The following is a 17,044-nucleotide window of genomic DNA, read 5'->3' as shown; positions in this document are numbered from 1 at the left end:
CGAAGGGGATGGTGTGAGGGGTCAGACCCGCTCGGCCGGCTCCTCGACCTCCGCGGCACGGGCGGCGGCGCGACGTCGACGCAGGGACGCGATCAGCGGCAGTACCGCCGCGACCAGTACCAGCACGTACAGGCCGATCGAGATGCCACTGCTCACCAGGATCGACGGGTCGCCCGAGGAAGCGGCCAACGCACGACGGAACTCCGTCTCCGCGATCGGGCCCAGCACCACGCCGATGAGCGCCGGCGCCACCGGGACCCCGAACGTCCGCATGACCAGACCCAGCACCGCGACCGCCAGCAGCATCACCAGGTGCGTCACCGAGGTGTTGATCGCGTACACGGCCAGCACCGAGAACAGCGTGATGCCCGCGTACAGGTACGGCTTGGGCAGCTTCAGCAGCTTGGCCCACAGCGGAGCGAACGGCAGGTTGATCACCAGCAGCAGGACGCTGCCGATGAGCAGCGACGCCAGCAGCGTCCACACCAGGTCGGCGTTGCGCTCGAAGAGCACCGGCCCCGGCTGCAACCCGTACTGCTGGAACGCCGCCAACATGATCGCGGCCGTCGCCGACGTGGGCAGACCCAACCCGAGCAGCGGCACCATGGTGCCCGCGGCGCTGGAGTTGTTGGCCGACTCCGGGCCGGCCACACCTTCGATGGCGCCCTGCCCGAACTCGTCCTCCTCACCCTTGCGGCGCGCGCGCCGCGCGGCGAGCTTGCGCTCCAGGCCCAGCGAAAGGAACGTGGGGATCTCCGCGCCACTGCCGGGGATCGGACCGAAGGCGCTGCCCAGCGCGGTGCCGCGCAGCCACGGCTTCCAGGAGCGGCGCAGGTCCTTGCGGCCCAGCCACGGACGCCCGGTGCGGATCGCCGCGAAGTTCGGCGCGGACTTGCCACGCGCCGCGATGTACAGCACCTCGCCCAGGGCCAGCAGACCCACGGTCACGATGACGATGTCGATGCCGTCCATCAGACCGGCGGCACCGAAGTCGAACCTGGCCGTGCCGCTCTGGGCGTCGATGCCCACCATGCCGATGGCCAGACCGATGAGCAGCGACGTCACACCGCGCAGCACCGAACCCGACACCACCGCGGCCACCGCCACGAACGAGAACACGGTCAGGGCGAAGTACTCGCCGGGACCGAAGTTGAGCGCGAACTCCACCATGACCGGCGCGAACAGCGCCACGACGAGCGTGCCGATGACACTCGCCACGAACGAACCGATCACCGCCGTGCCCAGTGCCTGCGCAGCCCTGCCGTTGAGCGCCATCTTGTGGCCCTCGTAGGTGGTGGCGATCGACGACGCCTGTCCAGGCGTGTTCAGCAGGATCGACGTGGTGGCGCCACCGAACATGCCGCCGTAGTACACACCGGCGAACAGGATGAAGGCGCTGGTCGGGTCGAGCCGGAAGGTCACCGGCAGCAGCAGGGCCACCGCCATCGCCGAGCCCATGCCCGGAAGGACGCCCACGGCGGTGCCCAACAGCACGCCGAGGAAGGCCCACATGAGGTTCTGCGGGGTCAGCGCCGCGGCCAACCCGTCCATCAGGTTGATCAAAGTGTCCATCACAGCACCAATTCCAGGAAGCCGCCCGGCAGGTTGAGCCCGAGCCCGAGCGAGAAACCGACCTGCACGGCGGCCGACATCGACAGCGCCACGATCGCGTCACGCAGATAGGCGCGTGCGCCGAACGCGTAGGCGACGACCCAGAACAACAGGGCGCCGGCGAGCAGCCAGCCCACGAGTTCCAGCAGGGCGGTGTGCACCACCAGGCCGGCGAGGACCAGCAGAACCGGTCGGCTCTCGAACCAGGCCAGTGGGGAAGCGCCCTTCCCGCTGCCCAGGTTGCGCAGGTTCACCACGCTCATGCACACGGCGGCGATCAGTAGCAGCCCGCCCACCGCGCCGGGGAAGGCGCCCGGGCCGGGACGGGTGGCGTTGGGCGGGGCCTCGATGGTGACCGCGCCCCACACGGCCACCAGGCCCAGGATCGCGGTCAGCGCGGGCACGACCCACGCCGACGGTCCCCTCCACACGGTGTTCTCGGGGTCCGGGGCAGAGGCCACCGCCTCGCTCCCGGTGTTCGTTTCCGTCTCCGGGGCCTGGACGGCGTCCGTGGTTCGAGGGGACATGGTGCCGTCGGTGGTCTCGGCCGGGTCGTCGCCCGCCGTGTTCTTCTCTTCTGTTCCGTTGGCGCTCACAGTCCCAGCTCCTCCACGGTCTCCTGGGTCAGGGCGATCTCCTCGTCCAGGAACTCCTCGAACTCCTCGCGGTCCTGGTAGGTGTCGGTCCACCGGTTGCGTTCGAGGGTGTCGGCCCAGGAGTCCGACGCCAGCAGCTCCCGCACCAGCTCCTCCAGCGCTTCGGTCTCCTCCTCGGTCAACCCGGGCGGGGCGATGACCCCGCGCCAGTTCGACATCTCCAGGTCATAGCCGAGCTCGGTCATGGTGGGGATGTCCACCCCGTCCAGACGTTCGGGTGAGGAGACCGCCAGCGCGCGTAGCGGACCGTCGTCCTCGATCTGGTCGCTGAAGTCGCCCAGGGTGCCGAACCCGATCTCCGAGGTGCCGGAGAGCAGGGAGGTCAGGGTCTCGCCGCCGCCCGAGTAGGGCAGGTAGTTGATCTCGCCCGGGGAGATGTCCAGGGACTGCGCGACCTGCGCGGCGAAGATCTGATCGACGCCGCCCATGGAGCCGCCCGCCACGGGCAGGGTGCCCGGGCGCTCGCGCCAGTCCTCGGCGAGGTCGTCGAGGGTCTCGTAGGGGGAGTCCCGCGGGACGACGATCGCGAGGTACTCCGAGGCCAGCTGGGCGATGGGGGTGGAGTCGGCCATCGTGTACGGCGACCCGGTGGTCTCCACCGCTCCCACCATGCCGAGACCGGTCATGGTCAACACGTTGTCCTGACCCTCGCGGTTCGCGGTCTGGGCCAGACCGATGGTGCCGCCGGCGCCCTCGGCGTTGCGGACCTCGACGTTGAACCGCAGGTCCTCGTCGCGCAACCCGTTCTGCATCTCGCGGGCCAAGGTGTCCCAGCCGCCGCCGGGTCCGGCAGGCGCGATGAGCAGGAGTTTCTCCTGGGCACCGTCACCGGAGGCCGCGCTCTGGCGAACGTCGTACAGCGCCGTCCCGACCAGCAGGAGGGCGCACAGCCCACCCACCAGGCGGAGCACCACGCCACTATTGCGCATGGGTCCTCTCCTTCCTTGATCGTCTGTGCACGTCCCCCGGTGCGCAGACGCAGGGGAGATCCAGGACACAGTGTGACCCGCGGCACGGAGAGATGAGGGTTTTGTTAAAACTGGCGTCATATTGGTCGTATTGTTCGTGAAGCGCGTTACGTCCCTCGACGACCTGCGCCTTCGGCCGGACCACCCGCGCTCCCCGGCCACTGGAGTACCCATGACCTCACCGCCCGCACGAAGCCGGCTCACGCTCACCGGATCCCTGTTCATCGGCTACGTGTGCCTGTTGGCGGTGGCGCTCACCGGGGTCGGAGTGCTCTGGATGCTCCAGGCCGACCGGGCGACCGACCGCCAGTACGCCGAACGCGTCCTCTCCGTGGCCCGATCCGTGGCCGTCATGCCCGCGGTGGTCGAGGGCATGCAGGGGGCCGACCCCAGCGCCGAACTGGACCCCCTCGCCGACCGTGTCGCCGCGGCCACCGGCGCGGACTTCGTGGTCCTCGCCACCCCCGACGGAACCCGCCACACCCACCCGAACAAGGACCTCATAGGTCGGACGGTCTCCACCCCGCCCGGCCCCGCGGCTCGGGGCGTGGAGTGGACCGGGGTCCAGGACGGAACCCAGGGCCGCACGGTCCGCGCCAAGGTTCCCGTCTTCTCCGAAGGCGGATCGATCAGCGGCGGTGACGCGCGGGGAGACGTCATCGGCTACGTGTCGCTGGGAATCCTCACCTCCAGCGCGGCCGGGGACGCACGCGCCGCCATCCCCGCCATCCTCGCCACGACCGTGCTCCTCCTCGCCGTGGGCGTGGTCGGTTCCTGGGCGCTGTCTCGCCGGCTGCGCGCCAAGACGCACGGGCTCGAACCCGCCGACATCACCGCGCTGCTCGAAAGCCGAGAGGCGCTCCTGCACGCCGTGCGCGAGGGTGTCCTCGCCGTCGACACCAACGACCGGGTGGTCCTGGTGAATCCGCCCGCCCGCGCCATGCTCGACCTGCCCGAGGACGCCGAAGGCCGGCACCTGGACGAACTCGACCTGCCCGAACGGGCCCGCGACATCGTCTCCGGAGTCGATCCGGGAGGAGACCTCATCCTGCTGGCCGGTGACCGTGTCCTGGTCGCCAACCGCATGCCGGTGCGCATTCGCGGCGTCGAGTCCGGGGCGGTGGTCACCCTCCGGGACCGCACCGAGGTGAACCGACTCACCGGAGAACTCGACGGAGCCCGCACCGTCACCCGAGGGTTGCGGGCCCAGACCCACGAGTTCGCCAACCGGGTGCACACCGTCGCGGGCATGCTGGAGTTGGGCGCCCACGAGGAGGCCCGCGACTACCTGGCCGACCTCACCGCCACCCATACCCGCACCACGAGCGGCGTCGCCGAACACGTGCGCGACCCGGCGCTCGCCGCCCTCACCCTGGCCAAGTCGGCGCAGGCCTCCGAGATGGGGGTCGACCTCGGCCTGTCCCCGATGACGAGTGTCCCCGAGTGCCTCCAGGGCGAACTACGATCCGACGCGCTGCTCATCCTCGGCAACCTGGTGGACAATGCCCTGGACGCGGTCGCTCATGGCGGATGGGTCGAGGTCCTGGTGCGACTGCACCGATCCGCCGACAGTGACCTGTCGCACGACCTACTGGAGATCCGGGTGATCGACTCCGGGCACGGGGTCGCGGACGACGTCGCCGAGGAGATCTTCCGATTCGGGTTCACCACCAAGGCGTCCCGGGACGGTGGAAGCAGGGGTCTGGGCCTGGCCCTGGTCAAGCAGGTCTGTGAGAGCAGAGGGGGAAGCATCGAGATGGAGGCACCCGACGCGGAGGAGGGCGCGGTCTTCACCGCCTGCCTGCCGGTCGCCACGCCGACGGGGGTGGCCGGGTGATCCGTGTCCTGGTCGTCGACGACGACGTGCGGGTGGCCCGTAACCACCAGGAGCTGGTGGAGTCGGTGCCCGAGTTCACCGTGGTCGGGGTGGCTCACACCGCCGCCGCGGCCCTGGCCCAGGTACGCGGACACCGTCCGGACCTGGTCCTGCTGGACCTGCACCTGCCCGACGGCTCGGGGATCTCGGTCATGCGCGCCCTGCGATCGGCCGGCGAACCGGGCACGCCCCAACCCGACTTCCTGATGATCACCGCCGTTCGCGACATCGCCCAGGTCCGCTCGGCGGTGCACGGCGGTGCCGTTCACTACCTGCTCAAACCCTTTCCGCTCAGCGCCCTGCGCGACCAGCTCGAACGGTTCGCGGTGGCCCGGCGGCAGATGCAGGCCCAAGGGGAGGCCACCCAGCAGGACGTGGACCGGTTGTTCGGACTGTTGCGTCCGCCCGCGGCCCGTTCCCTGCCCAAGGGCCTGACCGCGGCCACCGTCGACCTGGTCGCGGGTGTGCTGCGCGAGGCAGAGGGAGAGCTGTCCGCCGCGGAGGTGGCCGAGCGTTCCGGGGTGTCCCGGGTGACGGCCCGCCGCTACCTTGAGCACCTGTGCGCCGATGGTCGGGCGGAACTGCGCATGCGCTACGGTTCCGCCGGCCGTCCCGAACACCTCTACCGCTGGGTCGCCTGACCCCGAACGTGCCTCCCCGACGCCGCCACCGGGTCACTCGGTCGGGGGCGCCCCGCCGATGCGTTCCCGCCATGGGCCACTCGCCACGAGCCAGTGCGGGATGAGTCTCATGGGAAAGGGGGAGTCGGTCTCGAAGAGTTCCTCACCCTGACTCTGACCGATCTCCTGGTAGCCACCGTCCTCCAGACGGAACTCCACGATGCCGGGCTTCTCCGGATGGGGATTCTCATCTATTCGTGTGCGCGGTCATATGAGTGTGCGTGGACGTCCATGAGTGAACTCATCGAACCACTCCTGTCGTGAAGGGCACCGGAGCCGGATTCGAGCGGTACGCACCCTCACCCCCGGGCGGAGGAGTTTTCCGGTTCGTGCCACACCCGCCCCGGGGCGCGGCTAGCGTCGTGTTCGAGCACGGGGATCGAACGCAGTCAGGGGGTGAGGAGCGGGTGGTGGGCACCGATCAGCGGGGTTTGCGGTCGATCGCGGCCCCCTATCCGGTTCCGGGGCCCACCGGTGTGGCCGTGCGCACCCGCCTCAAGTGCCTGACCCTTCAGGATGAGAAGGTGCTGCGGCTGGTCGGTTCCCATCTGGGTTCGTTGGCCGCTGCCGATCTCAAAGCCCGCTGTGCTGATGGCCTGGACCATGACAGCCACACGTGGGCGGAGCGTAAACGCCGACTGACCCCGGAGTGCTCCTCCCGGTGGGCGGGGGCGATCACCAAGGCCACCCACGACCAGCGGGCACTGGCCCGACGCGGACAAGCCGCGCACCTGCGTTCTTTGGAAGCCGGGGCCGCGATGGTCCGGTCCCGGTTGTCGTCGCCGGTCGGGGCCAAGGGCACCAGGAAGAGGCCAGGCGGCTACCGATCCAAGCAGGAGTGGCACGCCAAGTCCCGACGCCTGGCCACCCTGCAAGACCGGCTCGCCACGGTTCGGGCCGACTTCGAGGCTGGCTTGGTGCGCGTGGTGCGTGGCGGTAAGAGTCTGTCCCGTAGCCGTCATCACCTCGATGCGGCTCAGCTCACCGAGACCGCCTGGCGTGAGCGGTGGCAAGCGGCCCGCTGGTTCCTCCAAGCCAACGGGGAAACGGGGAAGCGGTTCGGCAACGAGACGATCCGCATCACCCCGCAGGGAGAGGTGTCGATCAAACTCCCGACCCCGCTCAAGGAATGGGCGAACGCCCCGCACGGCCGATATGTGCTCTCGGGCACGGCGGTTTTCGCGCACCGTGGCCGGGAGTGGGCCGAGCGGGTGGCGGCGAATCGGGCGGTGGCCTACCGGGTGCACCTGGATGTGGAGCGTGGGCGCTGGTATGTGACCGCGTCCTGGCAGATCGTGGCGCCATCGTGGGTCCCTCTTCGGTCCGCCCTCACCGAGGGGGTGATCGGGGTGGATATGAACGCCGATCATCTGGCCGCCTGGCGTTTGGATGTGCACGGCAACCCCATCGGTGACCCGCGCCGGTTCGACTACGAGTTGTCCGGCAGCGCTTCCCATCGTGACGCCCAGGTGCGCCACGCGCTGACCCGGTTGTTGCGCTGGGCGCACGGTTGTGGTGTGAAGACGATCGCGGTCGAAGATCTGGACTTCACCACCTCCAAGAGTCGGGAGAGGCACGGCCGAAAGAAGCGGTTCCGGCAGGTCATCTCCGGTATGCCCACGGCCAGGCTGCGTGCCCGGCTGACCTCGATGGCCGATGCCACCGCGATCACGGTCATCGCCGTGGACGCGGCCTACACCTCCAGGTGGGGTGCCCAGCACTGGCAAAAACCCACCACCACCGCCAAGAGGAAGACGTCCCGGCACGATGCGGCGAGCATCGCGATCGGGCGACGCGCCCAAGGGCACCCGATCCGGCGTCGGACGGCACCGCCCCGCACCCACCAGAGTGATGAGTGTGGGCCTCGGACCGTCCAGGCCGGACCGGGCGCTCGTGGGGGTGAGGGAATCCGCCACCCGGTCACGGAGCGCGCACACGATGCGCGCACCCAGACCTTGGGGAAGGAGAACGCGGAGGACCAGCGCATCCAACACCGTTCGGGACGCGCGCAGGACCAGGGGCGGCATCAGATGTCACCCCTGCACTCTGCTGAGGAACGGTTGATGATCCAGTAGGAGGGGATCCCGAACACGGCGTACTCGTACCGTTTCGTGTGGTTGTCGCGGAGCACGCTTTCGGGGGAGAAGATCTCCACGGCCAAGAGCGGGGGAACGGTGTAGTAACCCTCCTCCGGCGGTTCCTGGCCGAAGGCCGGTGCTTACCCGGGTCTCCGTTGAGGGTGATGCCGGGGCCGTCCCCGATCTCCAGATCCTCGGGAGCATGGATGCCGAGAAGGAAACCCAGACGGTAACTCACTCGTGTGTGCAAAGGCTTGGGCACGGGCGACACGTCAAGCCTCTCGTCGACCAGTTCATACCGCCGTTCGTTGTCCGGCGTGTTCTTCAGGTCGTTCATGGGCCTCCCTCTGAGAGACCAGTATTCAGCGTCACCCTGGGTTACCGGCGGGTTTCCACAGGACGGATTCGGGTCGGTCGAACCGGGGTGGTGTGCTTCGGAGGGACGTGTCCCATCGAGGAATGTCAGTGATGGGTGTCACGCTCGGGGCATGTTGGATCACCTCGGAATCCAGGTCGCCGACCCGACCGCCGCCGCCTCCTTCTACGACGCCGTCCTCGCGCCCCTGGGACACCGCCGCATGCTCCAGTTCGGGGAGGTCATCGGCTACGGCTCCGACGACCCCGCGTTCTGGATCTCGCCCAGCGAGACGGACGGCCCCCCGCGCGAGTCCCACATCGCGTTCACCGCGGCCGACCGGGCCACCGTCGACGCCTTCTTCGCCGCCGCCGTCGAGGTCGGGGCGGAGGTCCTGCACGAACCGAAGGAGTGGCCCGAGTACCACGAGCACTACTACGGCGCCTTCGTCCGCGACCCCGACGGCAACAACGTGGAGGCCGTCTCCCACGTCCCGGCCCGGGGCTGACCGGACACCGCCGGGCCCCGGGCCGGGTTCACCGGGAGTCGGTGACGGCACGCGAGTGCCGAGCGGTGGCCAGCTCCGCGGCCCGTACCGCGCTGGTCACCGCCACCTCACCCAGCAGACCCGGTGCGGCGACCTGGTCCCCGGCCAGGTACACGCCCTCACCCCGGTCGATGGCGGGACGGTCCCGCCAGGTGGTGCCCGGCAGGTCCAGCGCCCCGGTGCGCCCCCGCGCCACCTGGTCGCGCCGCCACGTCAGCCTCTCCCGCCACTCGGGCAGTGCGGTGTCGAGCAGGACCTCCAGCCGGGCGTTCGTCTGCGCGCGGCCCTCACCCGGGCGGATCGGAAGCTGTGCCTGGACCAGGTCCTCACCCTCGGGTGCGAGCGTGGGGTCGACGACGGTGTAGCGCTCCAGGAAACCGCACTCGTCGGAGTCGAACACCAGGAACGGATCGCCGTGGCGCCGTGTCAGCCCCAGGTCCACCATCAGGGTGTGTCCGCCCTCCCAACGCAGCGTGTCGTCCCCCAACAGGGTGCGCGCCGCGTCCAAGGACGTGGCCACGACGGTCGGGCCCTGCGGAGGGGCGTCCACCCGACTCCGCGTCTCGATCCGCACGCCCATCTCCCGGGCGCGCGCGGACAGGTGTTCCACCCAGGAGCCCCAGCCCCCGATCAGGTACCGGGGCGCGGGCCATCCCGGGGTGGTGACACGTTGGAACCGGTCCCAGACGAAGGCGGCCGACAGGCGCTCCGGCTCGGCGTGGAAGAGCACGACCCCCATCATGTTGCCGACGGCTCGGGCCGACTCCGCGCCCAGGTGCTCGGTGCCCCAGGTGCCGAAGTCCACGTCGTCCGGGGCACGTAGCCGCCGGCGGGCCGCGGCCCGGAGCACCCCGCTCGGAGGGCCGCCGATCCGCTCCCGGTACCGCCACCGGGTTCCGAGCGCGGCCCTCAACGGCAGAGCCTTCGACGGTGGGACCAGGCCGCGTCGCTCCAACCAGACGTAGGGCGCCCCGTCCGAGTACAGGACGTGCGGTCCGTCGTTGGCCACGTACGGGGGCTCGGTGGAGCGGGCCCGTCCGCCCAGCGTGGCGTGGGATTCGTACAGGGTGACCGTGGCGCCTCTCTCGGCGCCGGCGATGGCCGCGGTCAGTCCGGCGAGGCCACCGCCCACAACGTTGAGTTCCATGTCCCTAGGACGGGTCGACCACGCTCAAACGTGACAACTTGTCGGGGTTGACCAACAGATACACGTGCTGGACCCGCCCTTCGAAGACGTCCAGGGAGATCATGAGCACCGCGTCCCCGGCCGCCGAGATCAGCACCCCCGGACCGCCGTTGACCTCGGTGACCCTGATGTCCAGGGCGTCCATGCCCTCGACGCCGACCGAGGCGAGGAACCGGGTGGCGTTGCGCTCCTCGGTGACGGCCGCGAGGAAGCGACCCACCTTGTGCGCGCTGCGCAGTACCCGTAGGGGAGCCCTGGCCTTGCCACCGCTGTCGCTCACCAGGGTGGCGTCGTCGGCGAGCAGGCCCTTGAGCCCGTCCAGGTCCCCTTCCAGGCAGGCCCGGAGGAAGCGTTCGGTGATCCGCCGTCGTTCGGCCCGGTCGGCCTCGAATCGGGGTCGGCGATCCCGCACGTGGTCGCGGGCGCGTTTGGCCAACTGTCGGGTGGTGGCCTCACCCCGCCCGATGACCTGCGCGATCTGGGCGTAGGGCAGTTGGAAGGCCTCGTGCAGGACGAACACGGCACGTTCCAACGGACTCAGCGTCTCCAACACCACCATCAGGGCGAACTCCACCGAGTCGGCGAGTTCGGCCCGTTCGGCGCCGTCGGGCAGGTCGCTGACCGGTTCGGGAAGCCACTCGCCCACGTAGGACTCACGTCGGGAACCGGCCCGCCGCAACCGGTCGATGGCCACCCGCGAGACCACGGTGACCAGGTAGGCACGCGGGTCGTCGACCTCGGTGGGATCGACCCCGGACCAGCGCAGCCAGGCCTCCTGGACCACGTCCTCGGCGTCGTTGGCGCTGCCCAGGACCCGGTAGGCGACCCCGTTCAACAGGGAGCGATGCTCTTCGAAGACCTCTGTCGTCGTCATGACAGGGAAGACGTACCACCGTGCGCGGTCCGTGACACGTCCCCGTCCGATATTCTCCGAAACGCCTCTCAGACCGCGGAGAGGGACCGAACGGTGACCCCCGACCGACGCGGAACGCGCTCCAGGTCGGCGCGGTCGGTGGATTCGAGGAGGGGAAGCGTCGTTGTACCGACTGCGTGAGTGGAACCGAGGGGACGTCGACCGACTGCTGGAGGCCTTCGCCTGGGAGGAACTGGTCTGGCAGGAGCCCGGCGACCTCCCCCGAACCCCGGACCAGGCCCGAGAGTGGATCGAGTACCGGACCGAACTGGCCGGGAAGAGCGACGTCCACGGGTTCGCCGTGGTGGATGACCGGGACAAGGCGTTGGGGCACGTGCAGATCTCGGTGACCAGCCGCCGACACGAGCTGGGCTGGTTGTCCTTCTGGACGCACCCGGCGGAACAGGGACGAGGGGTCGCGACGGCCGGGGCGAGATTGGCCTCGCGCTTCGCGTTCGACCGGCTGGGCCTGTTCCGGGTGGAGGCGGGACACCGACTCGACAACCCGGGCTCGTGCCTGGCGCTGGGCCGCGCGGGGCTGCTGCCGGAGGGGACCGAGCGCGCCAAGCTGCGGTACGGCACCTCCCGTTACGACACCGCGTCGCACGCGCGCCTGGTGACCGACCCGGACACCTGGAGTCCCGAGGGGCCCTGCAAGGGCTGAACCGGTTCCGCGTGCGCGGGGCGGTGAGGGAACAGAACGCGGGGCACGGCGATGGATTCGCCGTGCCCCGCGTCGTCGCCGGAGGAGCGTGGACTACTAGTCCATGACGCTGATGCCGGAGTTGAAGTCGTTGTCGATGACGTTGCAGCCCTCGGAGCTGAAGCCCGCGAAGCTGATGACGTCGGCGCAGACGGGCACCGTGATGTTCTGGATGTCGGCGTTGTTGTCGGCCGCGGCGGTGCCGGACATGGCGCCCAGGGCGAGGCCGGTGGCGAGGATGAGACCGGAGACGGCGGTGATGCGCTTCATGGTGAGTGTTCCTTTGCGGTTCGCTGTGTACAGGTGGTGACGGTGGCCGGATGAAGCCGACCCGGATGACTACCGGGTGATCAGTCGCCGACCGCGATGCCCGAGGTGGCGTCCCAGTCGACGACGTTGCAGCCGCTGGCGCTGACGCCGGAGGCCTTCAGGACGTCCAGACAGATCGGGATGGTGATGTTCTGGACGTCGGCGTTGTTGTCGGCCGCGGCGGTGCCGGTGAAGGCGGCGAAGGCGAGGCCGGTGGCCAGGACGAATCCGGAAAGCTTGGCGATACGGGACATGTGAGTCACCTTTCGGAAGTACTAAAACGGGTTGGCTGCGGCCGCCGTAATTAACTTAGCGTAGCCGGATGCATGCCTGAAGTAGTTTCCGCGAAGATTCCAGAGTTTCCCCAGAGTTTCCTCGGCTTCCCAGGCGGTATGACCGACATGTCACCGCATGGAACCACCAGTGCGTTACACAACCGAAAGCACGACTAGAACAGGCTTCTGGCGAATGCATCGGAATCCGTGGCTGTCCGCTCATAGAGGGTCATGTCGGACACGGCGCGGGGGTGCGAAGCGCATGGAACGCACAAAAAGGCCCGTACGGCGGATCCGCCGTACGGGCCCGAGGACCTGGTGGGACTACCAGCCCTGCTGGCCGTAACCCGGGTACTGCTGGCCGTAGCCGGGCTGTTGCCCGTAGCCCGGCTGCTGCTGCCCGTATCCGGGGTATTGCTGCTGGTCGTAGCCCGGGTACTGCTGCGGCTGCTGACCGTAACCCTGGCCGTAACCCGCGTACGGGTCCGGCTGCTGCGCACCCGTGGGGTGCTGCGGGTAGGCGACCTGCTGCCCCGTCCCGTCCTGCGGATGCTGGGGTTGTTGCGGCTGCTGGGCCTCGGCCTGCGCCGACTCCTTCGCCTTCAGCGCCTCGGCGTCGGGGCGGAAGATGAACAGGCGGGCGGCCTGGGACTCCCCGTTCTCGCTCGGGGTGATCAGGTCCAGACGCCAGCCGGCCTCCTCGATCCCCTCAAGGATGCGGGTCAGCCCAGGACGCAGCTTGCTCGAAGCCTCGTCGTAGGCGTTGACGTCCAGCTGGATGATGAACATCCGGCGCTTCTGCTGCGCGGCGACCTTGGCGTGTTCGACGACCGTGCTATCCCTGACGACCTGTGTGACGCTCATGAAAACCGTACCCATCTGCTCTGCGGAGCTGATTCACCCGTCGGGGCGTTCCCGGTCGTCCGCGTCCACCGTGGCGGGATTCCGCCGGGCTCCGAAACCATCATGCCTTCTATAGGTGCATCTGGCCACAGAGACCGAACGGATCCCCGCCCCCGCGATACGCGGTCAAGGATCAGCCGGCGGCGGCGCGGACGGCTTCGACGACGGGTGTCTCACCGTTCACCAGGTTGAGAACCCGGCCGACGGTTCCTGGTTCGTCCAAAAGTGCGACGATCACGGCGGCGACGTCGTCACGGGTCACCGTGTCGCGCTCGACCTCCTCACCCAGGTCCACCCGACCGGTTCCGGCGTCGTCGGTCAGACCTCCGGGGCGCAGGATCGTCCAGTCCAGGTCGAGGTCGCGCTGACGGAGGTCGTCGTCGGCGGCCTTCTTCGCCGCCACATACGCCTTCCAGACCTCACCGGTGTCCTCCGGAACCGGCTTGTCCACGTTGATCGCCGACACCTGGACCAGGCGACGCACCCCGGCGAGGGCGGCGGCGTCGGCGGTCAGCACCGCCGCCTTGTGGTCGACGGTCTCCTTGCGCTCCGCGCCGCTGCCCGGTCCGGCGCCGGCCGCGAACACCACGGCGTCGGCGCCCATGATCTTCTCGGTCAGCTCGGTCACGGTGGCCTGCTCCAGGTCGATCACGACCGGCTCGGCCCCGGCGTCGACGATGTCCTGGGAATGGTCGGGGTTGCGGATGAGGCCCACGGGGGTGTCGCCGCGGTCGGCCAACTGCCTGGCCAGTCGCAGCGCGATCTTCCCGTGTCCTCCGACGATGACGATTCGCATGGGGGCAGCGTATTGCCTTCACCCGCGGTGGACCGAGGGCCGCCCCGGACGTCGCCTGTGAACTTCTCGACGACGTCCGGGGGAATATCCGGAGCGACCTGACGATCGGCCTCGTGATCGGGCGACCGCCGGGCCCCTATCCCACTAGTCCACGGTCCAGGTGTCGCCGCCGGCCAGCAACGCGGCCAACTCACCGTCGCCGCGTTCGGACCGCGCGTCCTCGATCTGCTCGTTCAACAGATCGTCGTAGGTGGGCCGGCGCACGTCCCGGAACACCCCGATCGGCACGTGTTCGAAGGCAGGCCGGTCCAGCCTCGACAGCGCGAACGCGTAACCCGGGTCCTCCCGGTGCGCGTCGTGGCGGATCAACCGCTCCTCACCGACCTCGGCCACGTCGACGACCTCCAGGCCACCGAACTCGCCCGCGACCACACCGCGATCCGGCCCCAACCGCAGCGGCTCACCGTGCTCCATCCGCAGCAGTCTCAGGTCCCGCGAGGACGCGTCCTTCAACGGCTCGAAGGCGTCGTCGTTGAAGATCGGGCAGTTCTGGTAGATCTCCACGAACGAAGCGCCGGGATGGTCGGCGGCGGCCCGCAGCACCGACGTCAGGTGCTTGCGGTCCGAGTCCACGGTCCGGGCCACGAACCCCGCCTCCGCGCCCAGCGCCAACGACAGCGGATTGAACGGGTGGTCCAACGACCCCACCGGTGAGGATTTGGTGATCTTCCCGGCCTCGGAGGTGGGGGAGTACTGGCCCTTGGTGAGCCCGTAGATGCGGTTGTTGAACAGGAGGATGTTGATGTTGACGTTGCGACGCAGCGCGTGGATGAGGTGGTTGCCGCCGATCGACAGCCCGTCGCCGTCGCCGGTGATCACCCACACCGACAGGTCCGGTCGGCTCGTGGCCAACCCCGTCGCGATCGCCGGGGCGCGCCCGTGGATCGAGTGCACGCCGTACGTGCTCAGGTAGTACGGGAACCGAGAGGAGCAGCCGATCCCGGACACCATCACGATGTTCTCCCGCGGCACCCCCAGCTGCGGCAGGAACGATTGGAACGCGGCCAGGATCGCGTAGTCACCGCAGCCCGGGCACCAGCGCACCTCCTGGTCGGACTTGAAGTCCTTCATCTTGTACGGGGCGTCGGTCTTGGGCACCAGTCGCAGTCCGGCGAGGCCGTCCTCGTCGTGAACGTGCCCGGTTCCGTTCGGATTCTCAGTCACGGTCGATGACCTCCTGCAGCACACCCGCGAGCTCCTCCGCCTTGAAGGGAAGACCACGGACCTTGTTGTAACCGATGACGTCGACCAGGAAGCGGCCGCGCAGCAGCAGCGCCAGCTGGCCCAGGTTGATCTCGGGCACCACCACGCGCTCGTAGCGCCCGAGCACCTCGCCCAGGTTCGCGGGGAACGGGTTGAGGTGGCGCAGGTGGGCCTGGGCCACACTGCCGCCCGCCCGCCGTACCCGTCGCACCCCGGCGGTGATGGACCCGTAGGTGCCGCCCCAGCCCAACACGAGCACCTCCGCGTCCCCGGTGGGATCGGACACCTCCAGTTCGGGGATATCCCGCACGATGGCGTCGATCTTGGCCTGCCGGGTGCGGACCATGAGGTCGTGGTTGCCGGGGGTGTAGGAGATGTCGCCGCTCTGGGCGTGCTTCTCGATGCCGCCGATGCGGTGTTCCAACCCGGCCGTGCCCGGAACCGCCCACGGGCGGGCCAGGGTGTCCTCGTCGCGCAGGTAGGGCAGGTAGGTGCCGTCCGGACCGTTCGGTTCGGTGGCCAGGTCCGGTTCGATGACCGGAAGGTCCGCCACGTCCGGCAGTCGCCACGGCTCGGAGCCGTTGGCGAGGTAGCCGTCGGAGAGCACCACCACCGGCGTGCGGTATTTCACCGCCAGCCGGGTGGCCTCGATCGCCGCGTCGAAGCAGTCCGCGGGGGAGGAGGGCGCCACCACCGGGACGGGGGACTCGCCGTTGCGCCCGTACATGGCCATCAACAGGTCGGTCTGCTCGGTCTTGGTGGGCATGCCGGTGCTCGGGCCGGCCCGCTGCACGTCCACGATGAGCAGGGGGAGTTCCGTCATCACGGCCAACCCCACGGTCTCCTGCTTGAGCACCATGCCGGGCCCGGAGGTGGTGGTCACACCGAGCGATCCGCCGAAGGAGGCGCCCAGGGCCGCGCCCACCCCCGCGATCTCGTCCTCGGCCTGGAAGGTGCGCACCCCGAACCGCTTGTGCTTGGACAACTCGTGCAGGATGTCCGAGGCCGGGGTGATCGGGTAGGAGCCCAGGAACAGGGGGAGCCCGGAACGCTTGGACCCGGCGATGAGCCCGTAGGCCGTGGCCAGGTTCCCGGTGATGTTGCGGTAGGTACCCGAGGGCAGCCGAGCCGGTTTGATCTCGTAGGAGACCGCGAAGTCCTCCGTGGTCTCCCCGAAGTTCCACCCCGCCCGGAAGGCCTTGAGGTTGGCGTCGAGGATGTCCGGCTTGCTCGCGAACTTCGACTTCAGGAACGAGGTCGTCCCCTCCGTCGGGCGGTTGTACATCCAGGACAACAAACCCAGGGCGAACATGTTCTTCGCGCGCTGGGCGTCCTTCTTGGAGATGTCGGAATCGGCCAGGGCCGCCACCGTCATCGAGGTCAGCCCCACCGCGCTCACCTTGAACCCGTCGAGGGTCCCGTCGGTGAGCGGGTCGGAGACGTAGCCGACCTTGGTCAGACTGCGCTTGGTGAACTCGTCGGTGTTGACGATGATGGTGGCGCCCTTGGGCACGTCGCCGAGGTTGGCCTTGAGCGCGGCCGGGTTCATCGCCACCAATACGTCCGGGGCGTCCCCCGGGGTCACGATGTCGTGGTCGGCGAAGTGCAACTGGAAGCTGGAGACACCGGGAAGGGTGCCGGCCGGAGCGCGGATCTCCGCCGGGAAGTTCGGCAGGGTCGACAGGTCGTTGCCGAACGACGCGGTCTCCTGGGTGAATCGGTCACCGGTCAACTGCATGCCGTCGCCGGAGTCGCCGGCGAAGCGGATGATGACGCGGTCGAGCTGTTCGATCTGTTTGGCCACTGAGATCGACGACCTCCTCGGTGAGCCGCCGGTCGTGGAGGCGGCGGCGCTCGGGTGTTCCACCCCCGGCCGGACCGCACCGTCGCGGGCCGGATGCCATGGTCGGGGGCGGGGACTTCGG

Annotated in this window: 18 protein-coding genes; 5 read left to right on the top strand and 13 right to left on the bottom strand. The window is 69.2% G+C overall.

Annotated features, from left to right (window positions below; genetic code table 11):
* Positions 1-21: 21 nt before the first annotated feature.
* From ACWGSK_RS19185 to ACWGSK_RS19175, 3 genes are all read right to left on the bottom strand, one after another.
* On the bottom strand, positions 22-1,572 hold the full coding sequence (locus ACWGSK_RS19185; RefSeq protein WP_358507673.1) for a tripartite tricarboxylate transporter permease: 1,551 nt from the start codon (positions 1,570-1,572) through the stop codon (positions 22-24).
* Positions 1,572-2,138, bottom strand: coding sequence for a tripartite tricarboxylate transporter TctB family protein (locus ACWGSK_RS19180; RefSeq protein ID WP_358507808.1), 567 nt, complete (start codon positions 2,136-2,138; stop codon positions 1,572-1,574). Before ACWGSK_RS19180 ends, ACWGSK_RS19185 begins: the two co-directional genes overlap by 1 nt.
* A gap of 65 nt (positions 2,139-2,203) precedes the next feature.
* Entirely contained in the window at positions 2,204-3,196 is a 993-nt protein-coding gene (locus ACWGSK_RS19175; RefSeq protein ID WP_452456363.1) for a Bug family tripartite tricarboxylate transporter substrate binding protein, read from the bottom strand.
* A gap of 211 nt (positions 3,197-3,407) precedes the next feature.
* Between ACWGSK_RS19175 and ACWGSK_RS19170 the strand changes: the two genes are divergently transcribed.
* Together ACWGSK_RS19170 and ACWGSK_RS19165 are read left to right on the top strand one after the other, a co-directional pair.
* Entirely contained in the window at positions 3,408-5,072 is a 1,665-nt protein-coding gene (locus tag ACWGSK_RS19170; RefSeq protein ID WP_358507669.1) for a sensor histidine kinase, read from the top strand.
* The gene (locus ACWGSK_RS19165; protein ID WP_358507667.1) at positions 5,069-5,752 is read left to right on the top strand and encodes a response regulator; all 684 of its coding nucleotides are present in this window, start codon (positions 5,069-5,071) and stop codon (positions 5,750-5,752) included. The genes ACWGSK_RS19170 and ACWGSK_RS19165 overlap by 4 nt, the downstream gene beginning before the upstream one ends.
* Before the next feature lie 33 nt (positions 5,753-5,785).
* On the opposite strand, the gene ACWGSK_RS19160 is transcribed toward ACWGSK_RS19165, so the two are convergent.
* On the bottom strand, positions 5,786-5,950 hold the full coding sequence (locus ACWGSK_RS19160) for a hypothetical protein (protein WP_358507666.1): 165 nt from the start codon (positions 5,948-5,950) through the stop codon (positions 5,786-5,788).
* Between the two features lie 251 nt (positions 5,951-6,201).
* On the opposite strand from ACWGSK_RS19160, the gene ACWGSK_RS19155 reads away from it, so the two are divergent.
* Positions 6,202-7,866, top strand: a complete 1,665-nt coding sequence (locus ACWGSK_RS19155) for an IS200/IS605 family accessory protein TnpB-related protein (RefSeq protein WP_452456362.1) — start codon at positions 6,202-6,204, stop codon at positions 7,864-7,866.
* On the opposite strand, the gene ACWGSK_RS19150 is transcribed toward ACWGSK_RS19155, so the two are convergent.
* The gene (locus ACWGSK_RS19150; RefSeq protein WP_358507806.1) at positions 7,818-7,922 is read right to left on the bottom strand and encodes a hypothetical protein; all 105 of its coding nucleotides are present in this window, start codon (positions 7,920-7,922) and stop codon (positions 7,818-7,820) included. The two genes, ACWGSK_RS19155 and ACWGSK_RS19150, sit on opposite strands and share 49 nt — an antisense overlap.
* A gap of 435 nt (positions 7,923-8,357) precedes the next feature.
* On the opposite strand from ACWGSK_RS19150, the gene ACWGSK_RS19145 reads away from it, so the two are divergent.
* Positions 8,358-8,732, top strand: coding sequence for a VOC family protein (locus tag ACWGSK_RS19145; RefSeq protein WP_452456361.1), 375 nt, complete (start codon positions 8,358-8,360; stop codon positions 8,730-8,732).
* Between the two features lie 28 nt (positions 8,733-8,760).
* Here the strand turns inward: ACWGSK_RS19145 and ACWGSK_RS19140 are convergent, their stop codons facing one another.
* Positions 8,761-9,918 (bottom strand): NAD(P)-binding protein, encoded by a 1,158-nt coding sequence (locus ACWGSK_RS19140; RefSeq protein WP_452456360.1) that lies wholly within the window; start codon positions 9,916-9,918, stop codon positions 8,761-8,763.
* Between the two features lie 4 nt (positions 9,919-9,922).
* Positions 9,923-10,831, bottom strand: coding sequence for an RNA polymerase sigma factor SigJ (gene sigJ / locus ACWGSK_RS19135; RefSeq protein ID WP_358507659.1), 909 nt, complete (start codon positions 10,829-10,831; stop codon positions 9,923-9,925).
* Between the two features lie 163 nt (positions 10,832-10,994).
* Here sigJ and ACWGSK_RS19130 point away from each other — a divergent pair, with 163 nt between their 5' ends.
* Positions 10,995-11,534, top strand: a complete 540-nt coding sequence (locus ACWGSK_RS19130) for a GNAT family N-acetyltransferase (protein ID WP_452456359.1) — start codon at positions 10,995-10,997, stop codon at positions 11,532-11,534.
* Positions 11,535-11,630: 96 nt separating this feature from the next.
* Here ACWGSK_RS19130 and ACWGSK_RS19125 read toward each other — a convergent pair whose 3' ends face one another.
* The 6 genes from ACWGSK_RS19125 to ACWGSK_RS19100 form a co-directional block, all read right to left on the bottom strand.
* Positions 11,631-11,843, bottom strand: coding sequence for a hypothetical protein (locus tag ACWGSK_RS19125; RefSeq protein ID WP_358507656.1), 213 nt, complete (start codon positions 11,841-11,843; stop codon positions 11,631-11,633).
* Positions 11,844-11,923: 80 nt separating this feature from the next.
* Complete coding sequence (locus ACWGSK_RS19120) at positions 11,924-12,136, bottom strand: hypothetical protein (protein WP_452456358.1); 213 nt, start codon at positions 12,134-12,136, stop codon at positions 11,924-11,926.
* Positions 12,137-12,481: 345 nt separating this feature from the next.
* Entirely contained in the window at positions 12,482-13,021 is a 540-nt protein-coding gene (locus ACWGSK_RS19115; protein WP_452456357.1) for a hypothetical protein, read from the bottom strand.
* A 172-nt stretch (positions 13,022-13,193) separates the two neighbouring features.
* Positions 13,194-13,856, bottom strand: a complete 663-nt coding sequence (locus ACWGSK_RS19110; protein WP_358507651.1) for an NAD(P)H-binding protein — start codon at positions 13,854-13,856, stop codon at positions 13,194-13,196.
* A gap of 144 nt (positions 13,857-14,000) precedes the next feature.
* Positions 14,001-15,080 (bottom strand): 2-oxoacid:ferredoxin oxidoreductase subunit beta, encoded by a 1,080-nt coding sequence (locus ACWGSK_RS19105; RefSeq protein WP_358507649.1) that lies wholly within the window; start codon positions 15,078-15,080, stop codon positions 14,001-14,003.
* Positions 15,073-16,923, bottom strand: coding sequence for a 2-oxoacid:acceptor oxidoreductase subunit alpha (locus ACWGSK_RS19100; RefSeq protein WP_452456356.1), 1,851 nt, complete (start codon positions 16,921-16,923; stop codon positions 15,073-15,075). The genes ACWGSK_RS19105 and ACWGSK_RS19100 overlap by 8 nt, the downstream gene beginning before the upstream one ends.
* Positions 16,924-17,044 lie beyond the last annotated feature (121 nt).

The organism is Nocardiopsis sp. NPDC055551 (assembly GCF_053619415.1).
The sequence above is the reverse complement of the archived record's forward strand: the minus strand, read 5'-3'. Positions and strand labels throughout refer to the sequence as shown.